This window comes from Shimia sp. MIT910701, from assembly GCF_047126315.1.
Taxonomy (GTDB): Bacteria; Pseudomonadota; Alphaproteobacteria; order Rhodobacterales; family Rhodobacteraceae; genus Shimia.
In genome coordinates this window covers 648,578-664,866 of record NZ_CP138953.1, presented here as the reverse complement: position 1 = coordinate 664,866, position 16,289 = coordinate 648,578, and the positions used below count along the sequence as shown (strand labels likewise).

Here is a 16,289-nt window from a genome sequence, read left to right as displayed (position 1 = left end):
AAATTCGGGAGCTTTGTAGCAAGCATTTTGCGTTCTGTTTAGCCCGGGTTCGAGCTGACGCCAACTTGCGCGGGGCGCAGCAGGCGGTCATGCAGCATGAAGCCTTGGGCAGAGACCTGAATGATGTCACCCGCTTTGGTGTTAGGGACAGGCGCTTCAAACATGGCTTCGTGCACGTTTGGATCGAACTTGTCGCCCACTTCTGGCGAAATCACTTCGATGCCATGTTTGGAGAAGGTTTTCAGCAGCTCGCGCATGGTGAGCTCGATGCCTTCGATCAGCGCCGCAGAGGCTTCCTTCTGCTCGTCCGTGATGGTCTCAACCGCGCGCTTCATGTTGTCAAACACAGGCAGCATGTCACGGGCCAGTTTGGAACCACCGTATTGCTCGGCGTCCCGGCGGGCTTTGTCACCGCGTTTGCGGGCGTTTTCCGCATCGGCCAGCGCGCGCATCCAGCGGTCTTTTAACTCGTCGCGTTCGGCACGCAGCTCATCCAGCTCAACAGCTTCATCTTCGAGTTCGTCCAAGCTGGCAGCAAATTCTTCTGCTTCAGCATCTGCGATGTCGTCCAGAAACTCGTTGTCTTTCGGCTCAGCCATAATCCACCTCTAACCGCGGTCGGTGATGAGTTTCCCGACCAGTTGTGCCGTGTAATCCACGATCGGCACGATGCGTCCATAGTTCAGGCGCTTGGGTCCAATGACCCCAACAGCACCCACGATCTTTCGATCAGCGTTCATATAGGGAGACACCACCAAAGAGGAACCCGAAAGTGAAAAAAGTTTGTTCTCAGAGCCAATAAAAATGCGCACGCCGTCGCCCTGTTCAGCCAATTCGAGAAAATCAGCAATGTCTCGTTTACGTTCGAGGTCATCAAACAACGTGCGGATGCGTTCGAGGTCCTGTTCTTCCTCATCGGTGCCAAGCAGATTCGAGCGGCCCCGCACAATCAGGCGCTCTTGTTGACCTTCCTCATTGGCCCAAAGGGCAAGGCCGTTTTCCACCAGGTCCGCAGCAAGACTGTCGATTTCCTGACGGCGTTTTGTGATCTCTTCCTGCACGGCTTTGCCCAGGTCACTCAGCGTGCGGCCTTCGGCAACGGCGTTGAGAAAATTGGCTGCTTCGCGCATGGAGCTGGGAGTCTGGCCGGGCGGCGGTGTGAACAGACGGTTTTCCACATGTCCGTCAGCAAAAACCAGCACCACCAGCGCACGGTCGGCACCAAGGCTGACAAACTCAATGTGTTTGATCGGCGCTTCATGTTTAGGCGCCAACACAAGTGAGGCGCCTTGGGTCACGCCAGATAGCGCGGTAGAAACACGGTCAAGCATGTTGGAGACATCGCCATCCGCATCGCCCATGGTGGCGTCGATTTTCTTGCGATCACCCCGATCCAGATCGCCCACTTCAAGCAGACCATCGACAAACATACGCAGCCCTTGTTGAGTTGGTACGCGACCGGCAGAGACGTGCGGGCTGTCCAGGAGCCCGAGAAACTCCAGGTCCTGCATCACATTTCGAATGGTGGCGGCGCTGACTTTCTCCGACAAAGTGCGGGTCAACGTGCGGCTGCCCACCGGATCGCCGGTTTCCAGGTAGCCTTCGACCACGCGGCGAAACACCTCGCGGCTGCGGTCATTCATTTCTGCGAGAATTTTGCTGCTGTCTGTCATTCGCCCGTGCCTTTGTCCTCTCAATAAAATAGCCTCAAAGGCAAAGGTCAATCGGGGTTGCGTCCAACCTTATCCCGCGGTTATCCCCAGCCCAAACCCAGAAAAGGATATTTGCCATGCGCCCTTCCGGCCGTCAGCTTAACGAAATGCGTGAAGTCTCGATTGAAACCAATGTGACCAAACACGCCGAAGGCTCCTGTTTGATCAAGATGGGCGACACCCATGTGCTGTGTACAGCATCCTTGGAACCGCGTGTGCCGCCGTTTATCAAAGGTTCCGGTCTGGGTTGGGTGACCGCAGAGTATGGCATGCTGCCACGTTCCACCTCCTCCCGTATGCGCCGTGAGGCGACCGCCGGTAAGCAGGGTGGTCGCACCGTTGAAATTCAGCGTTTGATTGGCCGCTCTCTGCGCGCCGGTGTCGACCGTGTTGCTTTGGGCGAGCGCCAGATCACCGTGGACTGTGATGTGATCCAAGCCGATGGCGGCACGCGCTGTGCCTCCATCACCGGTGGCTGGGTGGCGCTGCGTTTGGCGGTGAACAAGCTGATGAAAGCTGGCGATGTGGTGACCGATCCGCTGATTTATCCTGTGACCGCCGTGTCTTGCGGCATTTATGCCGGTCAGCCGGTGCTCGATCTGGATTATCCGGAAGACAGCGAAGCGGGCGTGGACGGCAACTTCATCATGCTGGCCAACGGTCAGATGATTGAAACACAGATGTCGGCCGAAGGTTCCACTTACTCCCGCGCGCAGATGAATGAACTGCTGGATCTGGCGGAAAAAGGTGTGGCCGAGCTGGTTGCGGCACAAGAGGCAGCCACGGCATGACGCGCAAATTTGAGGGCGACCAGCTTTTGGTCGCCACCCACAACGCCGGCAAGCTGGCTGAGATCACAGAGATCCTCGCGCCACATGGCGTGTCGGTTGTTGGCGCGGGTGACATGGATTTGCCGGAGCCCGAAGAAACCGAAGACAGTTTTGTGGGCAACGCCCGCATCAAGGCCCATGCGGCAGCCAAGGCAACCGGCCTCCCTGCCCTGTCCGATGACAGCGGCATCACCATCGACGCGCTGGACGGCGCGCCGGGGGTTTACACCGCGGATTGGGCCGAAACCGACAATGGCCGCGACTTCATGAAAGCCATGACCCGCGCCAATGACGAAATCACTGCCAAGGGGTCAGATGCGCCACGTTCTGCGCAATTCCGATGCACATTGGTTTTGGCCTGGCCTGATGGACATGACGAGGTGTTTGAGGGCGTGATGGCGGGCGATCTGGTCTGGCCTATTCGCGGCGATGGCGGGTTTGGCTATGATCCGATGTTCATGCCAGACGGTTACGACGTGACCTGCGCCGAGATGCCCAAAGAGGAAAAGAATCAGATCAGCCACCGTGGACGGGCGCTCAAAGCCTTTGTGGAAGGCTGTTTTGGCTGAGGATTGGCAAAACGGGGGCTTCGGCCTGTATATTCATTGGCCATTTTGTCAGGCCAAATGCCCCTATTGCGATTTCAACAGCCATGTCAGTCGCGAAATCGATCAATCCCGCTGGCTTAGAGCCTATTTGAGCGAGTTGGATCGGGTTGCAAAGCAGACCTCCGGGCGGGTTTTGAACACGGTTTTTTTTGGCGGTGGTACGCCCAGTTTGATGGACCCAGACGTGGTTGCCGCCATTCTGGCAAGAGTGCGCCAGCTGTGGCCCACATCAAACGACATGGAAATCACCCTTGAAGCGAACCCTGGATCGGTTGAGGCCGGCCGTTTTGCTGCCTATCGCGATGGCGGCGTGAACCGGATTTCTATGGGTATTCAGGCGCTGAACGATCATGATTTGAGACGTTTGGGCCGTATTCATTCAGTTGATGAAGCCAAACAGGCATTTGAAATTGCGCGGAAAACCTTTGATAGGGTTAGCTTTGATCTGATCTATGCCCGTCAAGATCAAACACTTGAAGACTGGACGTCCGAGTTGCGCGAAGCCCTCTCGATGGCAATTGACCACCTGTCACTCTATCAACTGACGGTCGAACAAGGCACCGCCTTTGGCGACCGGTACAATCGAGGGAAACTGCGTGGGTTGCCCGAAGACGATCTGGCTGCAGATATGTATGAAGCGACACAAGACATCTGTGCCGACGCCGGCATGTTGCCTTATGAAGTGTCAAATTACGCTGCAATAGGTTCTGAATCACGACACAATCAGATTTATTGGCGCTATGGCGACTATGCGGGAATTGGGCCCGGCGCCCATGCGAGGCTGACGCTCAATGGTCAACGCCACGCGATTGAAACCTGGCGTAATCCAAACAAGTGGTTGGAAGAAGCCGAGGCCGGAAATGGCGAGAACTTGAAAGAGACGGTCGCTCTGGTGGATCAAGCCGCCGAGTTTCTGATGATGGGTTTGCGCCTTTCAGATGGAGTCGATTTACGCAGATACGAAGCTCTGGCGGGTCAACCTCTAGAGGGACCACGTGTCGCAGAGTTGCAGGCTTTAGGTATGATTGAACTCAACGATCATCACCTTAAGGTGTTGCCACAGGGACGTATGGTCCTGAACGCTGTTTTGGCGGAACTCCTGGTGGACTAAATGCGCATTATTTGGCTGATCTGTGGATTGAGCTGTGTGGCATTGGCCTTGATTGGCGTGGTGTTGCCGCTCCTGCCAACAGTGCCGTTTCTGCTTCTGGCCGCCTTTTGCTTTGCACGTTCCTCAGAACGGCTTCACGATTGGCTTTTGGCGCACAAGACTTTTGGTCCGATGATTGAAGACTGGAACAGCAACGGTGCGATCCGCCCTTCGGCAAAAAGGGCAGCAACACTGTCCATTGTGCTTGTTTTTGGGATTTCTCTGGTTGTTGGCGTCAAAACCACCGTTTTGGTCATTCAAATGGTGGTTTTGAGCGCGGTACTTTTTTTCATCTGGACTCGGCCTAATTCGTAGCCGTCAAAATCCGACACAACTCATCCAACTCATCAAGGGTTTGATAAGTAATGGTAATTTTCCCATTCTCTCCGCCGGAAACGTGATCCACAGCAACTTTCATGCCCAAATTGGCCGAAAGATCGCCTTCTAGCGCGACTGTGTCGGCGTCCTTATGGGTCTTTGGTCGAGATTTTTTATTTTGCTCGACGAGAGAGCCTGTTTTTTTCGCCAGTTTTTCGGTCTGACGCACCGACAAACCATCCTTCACCACTTTGCGGGCCAACTCAGATGCGTTGTCGGTGGTGACTAGAGCACGGGCATGACCGGCCGACAGGTGACCTTCGCGTAACATGACCTGCACCTCATCCGGCAGGTTGAGCAGGCGCATCAGGTTGGCAATGTGGCTCCGGCTTTTGCCAAGCGCCTCTGAGACCTTTTCCTGCGTATGGCCAAACTTCTGCATCAGTTGACGATAGCCCATCGCCTCTTCCACAGGGTTTAGGTCGGCGCGCTGGATGTTTTCAATAATCGCGATTTCGAGCACTTCGGTGTCGTCGTAGTCACGCACGATGATGGGCAGCTCATGTAGCTGCGCCATTTGAGAGGCGCGCCACCGACGCTCGCCCGCGACAATTTCATACCGATCGCCCGCTTTCTTGCGCACGATCAGGGGTTGAATCACACCTTTCTCGCGGATGGAGTTGGACAGATCTTCAAGTTGTTCCGGCGTAAAATCGCGGCGCGGCTGATCCGGGTTGGGCTCAATGCGTTCGATTGGCACCACAAGATCCGCGCGACGGGGCGCGGATCCGGTTTCCTGACGTGAGGTGTCTTCGGTCACATCTGCCATCAAGGCGCTCAGACCGCGGCCAAGACCGCGTTGTTTTTTCTTATCGGCCATGCTGGCTCTCCTTTACGCGGCGACTTGGAAGTTCTTGGCGAGCAGTTCTTTGGCCAACGCGCGATAAGCCTCGGCCCCCTTGGAGGTTGGATCGTAATCCAGGACCGGCTGCGCAAACGATGGCGCCTCAGACACGCGCACATTGCGCGGGATTTTGGTTTCGAACACCAACTCACCCAGGTTGTCGCGCGCATCCTGCTCAACCTGTTGGGACAGATTATTGCGCGCATCAAACATGGTTAACACAATGCCTTCGATCCGCAGTCCTGCATTGGCAGTTTGGCGGACTTCGCGCACAGTCAACATGAGCTGGGACAGGCCTTCCAACGCAAAAAACTCGCTTTGCAGCGGGATCAAAACGGAGTTGGCCGCGATCATCGCGTTGACAGTCAGAAGGTTTAGAGAAGGTGGACAATCAATCAGGATGTAGTCCAGATCATATTTGTCCATAGCGGTCTGGCGCAGTGCGTCGTGCAAAAGAAAGCTGCGCTTTTCGTTGGACATCAACTCAATATCCGCCGAACTCAGGTCCACTGTTGCTGGTACAATCGACATAGTGCCAGATTCTGTGGTCTGGATTACCTCGTCCAGTTCCACATCTCCGGTCAAAAGATCGTAGGTGGTATGTGTGCGATCCTCGACCTCAACCCCCAAGCCGGTAGACGCGTTCCCCTGAGGGTCCAAATCGACAAGAAGAACCTTACACCCCTCTTCAACCAAAGCGGCGGCAAGGTTAATAGCGGTTGTTGTTTTGCCCACACCACCTTTTTGGTTGGCCACTGCGATGATTTTAGGCCCTTTAGGGCGTGTGGGATCCGACACGTTTGAGCTCTCCAATCTTCAAAATAACCGCTTCTGGGTCCGTGATACTTTTTACCACTTCGCAATCAAATAACCACGATTCCTGCGCGGAATTGAGCTCTTTTTGCCAACGTGCGCCTTTTGGGAACACTGCGGTTCCAGTTGCCGTCAAATGACGATCCGCGAATTCGCACAGCAACGACAAGTCCGCAAGGGCGCGGGCCGACAAAACATCCGCATTCTGAGGCGCAGCTTTCTCGATGCGGTCTGTAATAACAGTTCCAGAAACACCAGTTTCGCGCAAAACCGTGCGCAGAAAGGTGCATTTGCGCTGGTCACTTTCAATCAGCGTCATTTTTTGTGGCGCTTCGGGTTCCGCTGCCATCAAAGCAATGACAAGACCAGGAAAGCCGCCTCCACTGCCAATATCCACCCAATGGGTGGCGTTAGATGGCGCGCTGCGTAGAACTTGAACGGAATCCAGAATGTGGCGGGTCCAAAGATCATCGATTGTCGACTTAGAAACCAAGTTTATGCGCGGATTCCACTTCACCAGAAGATCCGCGAGTGTTTCAAGTCGGGTCAATGTTTCACGTGAAACATTCAGTTTGGTTTGGGTGTGATCTGGACAGGACATTACGCAGATTTTGCCTTCTTGGCTTGGCGCAGTTTGGCGAGCAGCAAGGTCAGTGCGGCTGGAGTCATGCCGTCAATACGACCGGCCTGCCCCAAATTCGAGGGTCGTACGGCGTTTAACTTCGCCTTCAACTCGTTGCTGAGACCTTCAATCACGTCAAAATCAAAGTCGGACGGAATGATCTGCGTTTCATCCCGGCGCATCGCTTCGACATCCCGTTTCTGTCGCTCAATGTAGTTGGCATAAAGCGCATCCCGATCAAGCTGATCCTGGATCTCGGACTCGATCTCTCCAAAGCGTTCATCCAGGGCCGTCAGTTCAGAAAATCCGACTTCCGGAAAGGCCAAAACCTGAAACGCGGTCCGGCGATTTCCGTCCTGGTTCACTGCAATCCCGGCTGCGTTGATTTCTTTTGGTGTGTAGCCTTTTTCTTCCAGAAGAGATTTCCCCGATGCAAGCTTCTCTGCCTTAACGCCAAAAGCAATCTTACGTGCCTCACCGATCAATCCCAATTTTTCGCCAATGGGTGTAAGGCGTTGATCCGCGTTGTCAGCCCGCAGAGACAGACGGAACTCCGCGCGCGAGGTGAACATACGATACGGTTCCGTCACACCTCGAGTGATGAGATCATCAACCATCACGCCAATATAGCTATCCGACCGGCTGAAGTGATGTGGTTCTTTACCTTGCGAGGAAAGAGCGGCGTTGAGACCGGCAACAAGACCTTGGGCGGCGGCTTCCTCGTAGCCAGTGGTGCCATTGATCTGCCCCGCCAAGTAGAGACCAGGCACGCCCTTCACCGCAAGTGCGGCATCCAGCGCACGCGGATCGATATAGTCATACTCAATGGCATAGCCCGGTTGCAGGATCTCCACATTCTCAAGGCCAAAGATCGAGCGCACATAGGCCTCTTGCACATCCACCGGCAGGGAGGTGGAAATACCGTTGGGGTAGACGGTGTCGTCGTCCAATCCTTCTGGCTCCAAGAAGACTTGATGGGAATCTTTATCCGCAAAGCGAACAATCTTGTCTTCGATAGAGGGGCAATAGCGTGGCCCTACCCCCTCAATATGGCCGCCATACATGGCGGAGCGATCCAAGTTGTCGCGTATGATATCATGTGTCTTGGCGTTGGTATGGGTGATACCGCAGGCGATCTGACGGACGGAGGGCTTTTTGTTCAAGAAAGAGAACATCACCGGCTCTTCATCGCCAGGCTGGCTGTCGAGCAGATCCCACTTAATGGTCTTGCCATTCAGCCGAGGCGGTGTACCGGTTTTCAGCCGCCCCAGAGGCAGCGCAAAACTGTCGATGCGTTCGGCAAGTTTGACCGAGGCGTTGTCGCCCATACGACCGCCGGAGTGAGAGACATCGCCTATATGGATGACACCGCGCAGAAATGTGCCGGTGGTCAGGACGACGGCATGTGCCGAAATCTCTGATCCATCGGCAAGCACAACACCCCGCACCGCTCGGCCGTCCATGCGGAAATCAATCGCTTCGCCTTCAATCACGGTCAGGTTTGGCGTTGCCTCAATCTCCGACAACATTTCTGTCCGGTAGATTTTCCGGTCAGATTGCGCGCGGGGACCTTGGACTGCAGGGCCTTTGCGGCGGTTGAGCAGACGAAATTGGATACCTGCTTTGTCAGCGATGCGCCCCATAACGCCATCAAGCGCGTCGACCTCTCGCACGAGGTGGCCTTTTCCCAGGCCCCCAATCGCAGGATTGCAAGACATAACGCCAATGCCGGACTTCTTCAGGGTCACAAGCGCAGTCGAGGCGCCCATACGTGCTGAAGCCGCCGCGGCGTCAGCTCCGGCGTGGCCGCCTCCAACAACAATGACGTCAAAATGTTTCACGTGAAACACTCCTCAAATTTGAATCATTTTCCGATGCAAAAGCTCGAAAAGATCTCATCCAGCAGGTTCTCTACATCGACATGGCCGACAATGGAATCAAGAGCACGAATCGCGGTTCGCAGCTCTTCTGCGCCGATATCATAGTGATCCGGCCCCAAAGCGAGAACGGCGCGGGCCGCATCCAAGGATACCGAAGCCCGCTTCATCGCGATGCGATGACGTTCGCGCGTCGCGACGCCTGACCGCCCCGCCTGCTCAGACAACTTGTCAGTTATCTCCGCCACAAGTTCCGACACACCAAACCCGGTTTTGCCAGAAATCGCATTCTGCGGATCAGAAAGTGTATCTGCTTTGGCAGAGCGGATTATATCGTTTGGAAGTGGTGCGAAGTCTGGTTCTTCGCCTTCCGACTTAAGGAAGACCCGAAGATCAGCCGCCTCGGCCCGTTCGCGGGCGCGTTGGATGCCGATCCCTTCGACATGATCGTCTGTTTCGCGCAGGCCTGCTGTATCCAAAAGCGTGACGGGCAATCCGTTCAGCTCCATGCGCACCTCAATCACGTCGCGGGTGGTGCCAGCATATTCCGAAGTGATCGCAGCCTCACGACCGGCCAACGCGTTGAGCAAAGTGGATTTGCCAACATTTGGTGCGCCGAGTATGGCGACCTCAAAGCCCGTGCGGATGCGTTCGGCGGTTTCGACACCAGCAATTTCTTTGTCGAGTTCGGTGCGAACGCCTGTCAGAAGTTCAGTAACTTCGGGCGTCACATCTACCGGAACGTCTTCGTCTGCAAAATCTATGGTGGCTTCGATCAAAGCTGCGGCGCGTATCAGATCCGTGCGCCATTTACCGGCCAGGTTGCCCAGGTCTCCAGACAGAACGCGCAACGCTTGGCGTCGTTGCGCTTCGGTTTCCGCATCGATCAGATCAGCAAGACCTTCAACTTGCGCCAGATCGAGACATCCATTTTCCAATGCGCGGCGGGTGAATTCGCCCGCTTCGGCCAAACGCAGGCCTTCAATTTCGGTGAGCTCGCGGAGTACGGCGTTCACAACAGCAGTGGAACCATGCAAATGCAGCTCCAGAACTTCTTCGCCAGTGAAGCTGCTGCCTTTCTCAAAGTAGAGCACCAAGGCCTTATCCAATCGGCGGCCTTCGCGATCTTTCAGCAATTTCAGCGCCGCAAAACGCGGTTTTGGCAACGCTCCAAAAAGCGCCCTGCCCGCCTCAGACACGCGCGTACCGGACACACGAACGACAGCGACCCCCGCTTTACCGGGGGCCGTTGCAAGAGCGAAAATTGTGTCAGCCACATAGGCCATCACAGCATCCTTAGGTGTTCATCGAGTCAAAGAACTCGCCATTGGTTTTGGTTTGCTTGAGTTTGCCAAGCAGGAACTCGACCGCATCGGTGGTGCCCATCGGGTTGAGGATACGGCGCAGCACAAAGGTTTTTGCAAGATCGCCTTTGTCGACCAAGAGGTCCTCTTTCCGGGTGCCGGATTTGAGAATGTCGATCGCCGGGAAGACACGTTTGTCTGCCACTTTGCGATCCAGCACGATCTCAGAGTTACCGGTGCCTTTGAATTCTTCGAAGATCACCTCATCCATGCGCGAGCCGGTGTCGATCAGCGCGGTGGAAATGATGGTGAGCGAGCCGCCTTCTTCGATGTTACGCGCCGCGCCAAAGAATCGCTTGGGGCGTTGCAGTGCGTTGGCGTCCACACCACCGGTCAAAACTTTACCGGAAGACGGCACCACCGTGTTGAAGGCACGGCCAAGTCTTGTGATCGAATCAAGAAGGATCACAACATCTCGTTTATGTTCGACAAGGCGCTTCGCCTTTTCAATCACCATTTCAGAGACTGCAACGTGACGTGTGGCCGGTTCGTCAAAGGTGGAGGAGATCACCTCACCTTTCACGGACCGCTGCATGTCGGTCACCTCTTCCGGGCGTTCGTCGATCAGCAAAACGATCAGGTAACACTCCGGATGGTTTGCCTCGATGCTATGCGCGATGTTTTGCAGAAGCACGGTTTTACCGGTGCGAGGCGGCGCAACAATAAGGGAACGCTGCCCCTTACCAATTGGCGCAACTAGGTCGATCACACGGGCGGAACGATCTTTGATGGTGGGATCTTCGATTTCCATCTTCAGACGCTCATCCGGGTAAAGCGGCGTGAGGTTGTCGAAGGCAATCTTGTGCTTGGCCTTCTCTGGCGCCTCAAAGTTGATCTGAGACACGCCTGTGAGGGCAAAGTAGCGCTCGTTGTCTCCTGGGGCCGTCATGACGCCGTTCACAGTGTCGCCAGTGCGCAGGGAGTACTTGCGGATCATCTCCGGGGAGACGTAGATGTCATCGGGACCTGGCAGATAGTTTGCCTCTGGCGAGCGCAGGAAGCCGAAGCCATCCTGAAGCACCTCAAGCACACCGTCGCCGGAGATTTCCCATCCATCATCTGCGCGTTCCCGCAGAATTTGGAACATCATCTCGCCTTTGCGCATGGTGGAAGCGTTTTCGATCTCCAGCTCTTCGGCCATCGCCAAGAGATCTTTCGGGCTTTTGGCTTTCAACGTGCCAAGAGCAAGCTTTTCTTGTGTCATGAAAATATCCTATGCTGCCTGAGAGAAGGGCAGTTCATGTACTCTGTATTTGGAAGACACTTAGCCCGGACGGGCCAGTTGGCGGCTTTTCTAAGCCACTTTCTTTGCTTGAGTCAAACGATTCAGAATTTCACCACAACCGAGACCACAATCAGAACCATCAAAACCGTCGGAACTTCGTTCATTATGCGGTACTGGCGACCGGTAAGCGTGTTTTCATCACAGCCAAATTTCTTTCGCATGATCATCAGCCAATGATCAAACACGGTCATGGAGATCACGCCGAACGCTTTCGTATACGGCCAGATCGCAGACCAATCGACAATGCCAGGAGTAAAGACAAGCGTGAGGCCTGCGGCCCAGGCAACAACGCTTGCGGGCGCCATGATATAGCGCTGAAGCTTGTATTCCATGATCTTCAGGGTTTCATCAAGTTGATCCCCCTTCTCTGCCCGCTCTGCGTGATACACAAACAAACGGGGAAGGTAAAAAATACCTGCCATCCAGCTGATCACTGCTATGATGTGAAGCGAGAGTACGTATGGGTAAATGTCGACGAGAAAGTAACTCATGCCGGTTTGTTCCTGAACGAAGCCCGACCCTCTCTATAATAAATAAATATATATAGAAAAGGATGATGATTAAGTAGGGACGCCCAATCCTGTGGATTATCAATTTCCCCTATGACTTACCCACATCTGAACTCTTTGCTCTGATCTGTATCAACATCTGGTGAGAAAGTTAAAAGGTCTTAATGATTTCAGTGCTTTGAAAGAAATATGACAGGAGCGTGATTGTGGATAAGCGGGTGGAGAAACAGGTATGCAGGTGATTCCTCCCACAGGCAAAGTTTTCCCCGTCCACCGTGCAGAAAATCGGGGGATTTCCGTGAGACGGCGGGGAGTTTCCCCAGCTTGCAAAACCCCACAGAAATTTCCAGAAAGGACTCTCAAGAAGTTCCTTCCCTTCTCCACGGATTTATCCACATGACCGAACCCCTGATCCTTGCTTCGGGCTCTGAGATACGGGCTCAGCTCCTATCTAAAGCCAATGTTGGTTACGAAACCGTTAAGCCGCGTGTAGATGAAGAGATGATCAAACGATCTCTACAGGCGGAAGGGGCCACGCCGCGGGATGTGGCGGACGCGTTGGCGGAGTCCAAAGCGCGGAAAGTCAGTTTGAAGCGGCCAGAGGCGTTGGTTTTGGGCTGTGATCAGGTGCTGGATTTTCAGGGCACGATTTTTTCCAAGCCTGCCAGCGTGGATGATGCGCGCAATCAGTTGCTGTTGCTACGAGGGCAGCGCCATATGTTGCTGTCTGCCGCGGTGATTTATCAGAATGGCGAGCCGCTCTGGCGGCATGTGGGTGTTGTGCGGTTGTTCATGCGGCAATTCAGCAACGACTTTCTTGAGGGCTACCTGGATCGCAACTTTGACAGCATCCGCCATTCGGTTGGTGGGTATAAGTTGGAAGAAGAAGGCGTGCGGCTTTTTGACAAGATCGACGGGGACTACTTCACCGTCCTTGGTATGTCGCTTGTAGAAATTCTGTCGTTCCTGACGACGCGGGGAGAACTGCCACAATGACACTGCCGTCCATTCCTTTGGCGGGTGTGATCGGGAACCCGATTGCGCACTCAAAATCACCGGTCCTGCACGGGCATTGGCTGAAGACGTATGACATTGCCGGACACTATGTGCCGCTGGAGGTCGAAGCGGATGCTCTGGGCGATGTTTTGAAAGCCATGCCAAAGATGGGGTTTGTCGGCTGTAACGTGACAATTCCCCATAAAGAGCGGATGATGCAGTTTGTCGACCAGATCACGGATCGCGCAACGCTGATTGGGGCGGTGAACACACTGATCTTTCTCAACGATGGCAGTATTCTGGGGGACAATACCGATGGCTACGGGTTTATCGAAAACCTGCGTCAGGGCGCTCCGGAATGGGATGCTTCGGCAGGTCCAGCTGTTGTGCTGGGCGCGGGGGGTGCCGCGCGGGCTGTTGTGGCGTCTTTACTTGATGCCGGCGCGCCTGAGATTTTGCTGACCAACCGCACACGTGTGCGGGCGGACAAGCTGCGCGAAGACTTTGGTGCGCGGGTGAAGGTCGTCGAATGGGTGCAGGCGGGCAATATTCTGGAAGAAGGCGCCACGCTGGTAAACACCACGTCGCTGGGTATGACCGGTAAATCAGAGTTGCGTGTGCCGATGGATGGGCTGCGCAAAGAAACCGTGGTGACCGATCTGGTGTATACGCCGTTGACCACAAACTTCCTGCGCACAGCCAATGAGATTGGCTGTGTGACCGTGGATGGATTGGGCATGTTGCTGCATCAAGCGGTTCCCGGTTTTGAACGCTGGTTTGGGCGCCGCCCTGTGGTGGATGACGAAACTAGGCGCGTGGTTTTGGGATGAGCTTCAAGCTTGGCCTGACAGGTTCGATTGGCATGGGAAAATCGACCACGGCACAGATGTTTGTCGATCTGGGCTGTGCGCTTTGGGATGCGGATGCAGCGGTGCATCGGCTTTATGATGTGGGCGGCGCGGCGGTCGCGCCCATGCAGGCGAAGTTTCCGGAGGCCGTGGTTGCCGGTGCCGTGTCGCGTGACAAACTCAAAGAGGTGATTGGGCGCGACCCTTCGGCGCTCAAAATGATTGAGGAAATTGTGCACCCTTTGGTGGCGCAAGACCGTGCCGCCTTCATCGCCTCTGCCAAAGCTGATATTCTGGTTTTTGACATTCCGTTGCTGTTTGAAACCGGCGGAAACGACGCAATGGATGCGGTTGTATGCGTCTCTATTCCAGCGGAACTGCAGCGAGACCGTGTTTTGGCACGGGGCACGATGACTGAGGTACAGTTTGAGCAGATCCGCGCCAAACAGATGCCAAATGAGGAAAAAGTGGCCCGCTCGGACTATGTTGTGATCACGGATGCGCTTGACCATGCGCGCCAGCAGGTGGAGAAGATTGTGACCACCATCAGGGGACAGTTGGCCAATGCGTGAAATCGTACTCGATACGGAAACCACTGGGTTTGATCCGTTCTCCGGCGATCGGATTGTCGAGATCGGGGCGTTGGAATTGTACAACCACCTGCCCACCGGTGAGACGTTTCACGTCTACGTCAACCCGATGCGGAACATGCCGGAAGAGGCCTTTGGCGTGCACGGGATTGGGCCGGATTTGCTCGACGTTCCGCGGGATGCGCAGCCGGGTGAGGTGACGCTGAAAGACAAGAAGGTCTTTGAGGCGCACGGACAAGCGTTTTTGGATTTCATTGGCAATGACAGTAAATTGGTCATCCATAACGCCAAATTTGACATGAAGTTCCTGAATGCGGAGCTGAGCTGGATGAACTTGCCGGAGATCCCGATGGATCGGGCGGTAGATACGTTGGCCATGGCGCGCAACAAATTCCCCGGCTCGCCCGCCACTTTGGACGCTTTGTGCCGTCGGTATGGCATCGACAACTCCTCGCGGACATTGCACGGCGCGTTGTTGGACTCCGAAATCCTAGCGGAGGTTTATCTTGAACTGATTGGTGGCCGGCAGCCTGATCTGGTTCTGGCGTCAGGTGGCGGTGGAAAGACCAAATCGGTGCAGATGGATGATTGGCGCCCCACGAAACGGGCAACGCCCCTGCCCTCGCGTCTGACCGAAGAAGAGGCGATAGCGCACAAGGAGTTTGTCGAAAAGATGGGCGACAACGCGCTTTGGACTAAACTGGGATAACCCACAAAAAAGGCGCCGCCCGCGAGGGCAGCGCCTGAATTTTTGACAGCGGATCGCTTAGTTGGCGACCGGCTGTTCTGTGGCCTGTTGCTCTTGTGCGCGGCGCTGAAGCTCAGAGCGGTACAGAGCCACAAAGTCGATGGTTTCCAGATTCAGTGGCGGGAAGCCACCGTCGCGGGTTACGTCGGACACGATGCGGCGTACAAATGGGAACAGCATGCGTGGGCATTCGATCAGCAGGAATGGGTGCAGCTGGTCTTCTGGCACACCTTCCACATGGAACACACCGGCGTAGTCCAGTTCCAGAATGAACATCTCAGCGCCGTCTTCTTTGTTCTTGGCGGTGATGTTCAGCTTCATGGCCACTTCGAACTGATGGTCCGCGGTGCGCTTTTTCGCATCAAGGTTCACCTGAACCTGAACGTCAGGCTGCGGGTTACCGGCAGAGCCTTTCTGAGCCAGGATATTTTCGAACGACATGTCGCGTACGAATTGGGTCAGTACGTTCATTTTCAGCTGCGGCGCTTGTGCTGCACCGTTTTCGTTTTCCGCCATGGGAAGTCTCCAAAAGAATTCGTTTGCCCTGCTTTATCAGGTCAAATTACGGGGCTCAATGTTTAGTCCAACCGGATGGTTTATGCGTAGGTTTTTTGAGGCTGTCCACCTGTGGATGCGGGCTTTCTGGCGCGGGATCCACTTCGGAGAATTCACCGTCAATCACATCGGAGCGCGCTGGACCGTGGCCATGGTTTGCCGGATCGGAATGAAAAGATGCAGAGTGGGTGCTGCCCATGGTAAAGCTCTGAACGCGCACGCGTCTTCGGGCAAACTCAAACATGATTTTGCGGAAAGCTGGGGTCAGGAGAGCAAATCCAACGGCGTCTGTAAAGAAACCTGGCGTCAACAGTAAAACACCGGCGATCAGGATCATGGCGCCGTGGGCCAAAGGCTCGGTTGGATCGTTGAGTTCATTGAAGGATTGCTGCACGTTTCCGATGGCGGCAAGTCCCTGAGAACGCACCAGATGTGTGCCAAGAATGGCCGTCAGCAGGACAATCGCCAAGGTCGGCCACAGGCCAATGGCGCCACCAACGCTGATGAACAGGGCGATTTCGATCATGGGGATCGCGATAAAGGCCAACAAGAGCCACATC

General features: G+C 55.0%; 19 protein-coding genes. 8 read left to right on the top strand and 11 right to left on the bottom strand.

Going from position 1 to position 16,289, the window contains the following annotated elements; genetic code table 11:
- Positions 1-38: 38 nt before the first annotated feature.
- Entirely contained in the window at positions 39-599 is a 561-nt protein-coding gene (locus SIB38_RS03195; RefSeq protein ID WP_168591185.1) for a nucleotide exchange factor GrpE, read from the bottom strand.
- A 9-nt stretch (positions 600-608) separates the two neighbouring features.
- Positions 609-1,673 (bottom strand): heat-inducible transcriptional repressor HrcA, encoded by a 1,065-nt coding sequence (gene hrcA, locus SIB38_RS03190; RefSeq protein WP_412551348.1) that lies wholly within the window; start codon positions 1,671-1,673, stop codon positions 609-611.
- 116 nt (positions 1,674-1,789) lie between these two features.
- On the opposite strand from hrcA, the gene rph reads away from it, so the two are divergent.
- From rph to SIB38_RS03170, 4 genes are read left to right on the top strand one after another with little or no spacing between them, the layout of a single operon-like run.
- Positions 1,790-2,503 carry a ribonuclease PH gene (gene rph / locus SIB38_RS03185; protein ID WP_412551347.1) on the top strand — a complete coding sequence of 238 codons (714 nt, stop codon included), beginning with the start codon at positions 1,790-1,792 and terminating at the stop codon, positions 2,501-2,503.
- Positions 2,500-3,111 (top strand): RdgB/HAM1 family non-canonical purine NTP pyrophosphatase, encoded by a 612-nt coding sequence (gene rdgB, locus SIB38_RS03180; protein WP_412551346.1) that lies wholly within the window; start codon positions 2,500-2,502, stop codon positions 3,109-3,111. Before rph ends, rdgB begins: the two co-directional genes overlap by 4 nt.
- Positions 3,104-4,261: a radical SAM family heme chaperone HemW gene (gene hemW, locus SIB38_RS03175; protein ID WP_412551345.1), complete on the top strand. Its 1,158-nt coding sequence runs from the start codon at positions 3,104-3,106 to the stop codon at positions 4,259-4,261. The genes rdgB and hemW overlap by 8 nt, the downstream gene beginning before the upstream one ends.
- The gene (locus tag SIB38_RS03170) at positions 4,262-4,615 is read left to right on the top strand and encodes a YbaN family protein (RefSeq protein WP_412551344.1); all 354 of its coding nucleotides are present in this window, start codon (positions 4,262-4,264) and stop codon (positions 4,613-4,615) included. It begins immediately after the preceding gene.
- On the opposite strand, the gene SIB38_RS03165 is transcribed toward SIB38_RS03170, so the two are convergent.
- From SIB38_RS03165 to SIB38_RS03135, 7 genes are all read right to left on the bottom strand, one after another.
- Complete coding sequence (locus SIB38_RS03165; RefSeq protein ID WP_412551343.1) at positions 4,605-5,498, bottom strand: ParB/RepB/Spo0J family partition protein; 894 nt, start codon at positions 5,496-5,498, stop codon at positions 4,605-4,607. The two genes, SIB38_RS03170 and SIB38_RS03165, sit on opposite strands and share 11 nt — an antisense overlap.
- Positions 5,499-5,510: 12 nt before the next feature.
- On the bottom strand, positions 5,511-6,320 hold the full coding sequence (locus SIB38_RS03160) for a ParA family protein (RefSeq protein WP_294115274.1): 810 nt from the start codon (positions 6,318-6,320) through the stop codon (positions 5,511-5,513).
- Positions 6,298-6,936: a 16S rRNA (guanine(527)-N(7))-methyltransferase RsmG gene (rsmG, locus tag SIB38_RS03155; protein WP_412551342.1), complete on the bottom strand. Its 639-nt coding sequence runs from the start codon at positions 6,934-6,936 to the stop codon at positions 6,298-6,300. The genes SIB38_RS03160 and rsmG overlap by 23 nt, the downstream gene beginning before the upstream one ends.
- Complete coding sequence (gene mnmG / locus SIB38_RS03150; protein ID WP_412551341.1) at positions 6,936-8,798, bottom strand: tRNA uridine-5-carboxymethylaminomethyl(34) synthesis enzyme MnmG; 1,863 nt, start codon at positions 8,796-8,798, stop codon at positions 6,936-6,938. Before mnmG ends, rsmG begins: the two co-directional genes overlap by 1 nt.
- A 23-nt stretch (positions 8,799-8,821) precedes the next feature.
- A complete protein-coding gene (mnmE, locus tag SIB38_RS03145; protein WP_412551340.1) occupies positions 8,822-10,120 on the bottom strand; it encodes a tRNA uridine-5-carboxymethylaminomethyl(34) synthesis GTPase MnmE in 1,299 nt (432 codons plus the stop codon).
- A gap of 10 nt (positions 10,121-10,130) precedes the next feature.
- Complete coding sequence (gene rho / locus SIB38_RS03140) at positions 10,131-11,402, bottom strand: transcription termination factor Rho (protein WP_294115281.1); 1,272 nt, start codon at positions 11,400-11,402, stop codon at positions 10,131-10,133.
- A 122-nt stretch (positions 11,403-11,524) separates the two neighbouring features.
- Positions 11,525-11,974, bottom strand: coding sequence for a CopD family protein (locus SIB38_RS03135; protein WP_412551339.1), 450 nt, complete (start codon positions 11,972-11,974; stop codon positions 11,525-11,527).
- A gap of 414 nt (positions 11,975-12,388) precedes the next feature.
- On the opposite strand from SIB38_RS03135, the gene SIB38_RS03130 reads away from it, so the two are divergent.
- Genes SIB38_RS03130 through dnaQ form a run of 4 tightly spaced genes read left to right on the top strand, consistent with a single transcriptional unit; the run spans position 12,389 to position 15,135 of the window.
- Positions 12,389-12,988, top strand: a complete 600-nt coding sequence (locus SIB38_RS03130) for a Maf family protein (protein WP_412551338.1) — start codon at positions 12,389-12,391, stop codon at positions 12,986-12,988.
- Positions 12,985-13,818, top strand: coding sequence for a shikimate dehydrogenase (locus SIB38_RS03125; protein ID WP_412551337.1), 834 nt, complete (start codon positions 12,985-12,987; stop codon positions 13,816-13,818). The genes SIB38_RS03130 and SIB38_RS03125 overlap by 4 nt, the downstream gene beginning before the upstream one ends.
- Positions 13,815-14,408 carry a dephospho-CoA kinase gene (gene coaE, locus SIB38_RS03120; protein ID WP_412551336.1) on the top strand — a complete coding sequence of 198 codons (594 nt, stop codon included), beginning with the start codon at positions 13,815-13,817 and terminating at the stop codon, positions 14,406-14,408. Before SIB38_RS03125 ends, coaE begins: the two co-directional genes overlap by 4 nt.
- A complete protein-coding gene (gene dnaQ, locus SIB38_RS03115) occupies positions 14,401-15,135 on the top strand; it encodes a DNA polymerase III subunit epsilon (RefSeq protein ID WP_412551335.1) in 735 nt (244 codons plus the stop codon). Before coaE ends, dnaQ begins: the two co-directional genes overlap by 8 nt.
- A 57-nt stretch (positions 15,136-15,192) precedes the next feature.
- Here the strand turns inward: dnaQ and secB are convergent, their stop codons facing one another.
- Together secB and SIB38_RS03105 are read right to left on the bottom strand one after the other, a co-directional pair.
- Positions 15,193-15,690, bottom strand: a complete 498-nt coding sequence (gene secB / locus SIB38_RS03110; protein WP_412551334.1) for a protein-export chaperone SecB — start codon at positions 15,688-15,690, stop codon at positions 15,193-15,195.
- 55 nt (positions 15,691-15,745) lie between these two features.
- Complete coding sequence (locus SIB38_RS03105) at positions 15,746-16,288, bottom strand: FxsA family protein (protein WP_412551333.1); 543 nt, start codon at positions 16,286-16,288, stop codon at positions 15,746-15,748.
- Between the last annotated feature and the right edge of the window lies 1 nt (position 16,289).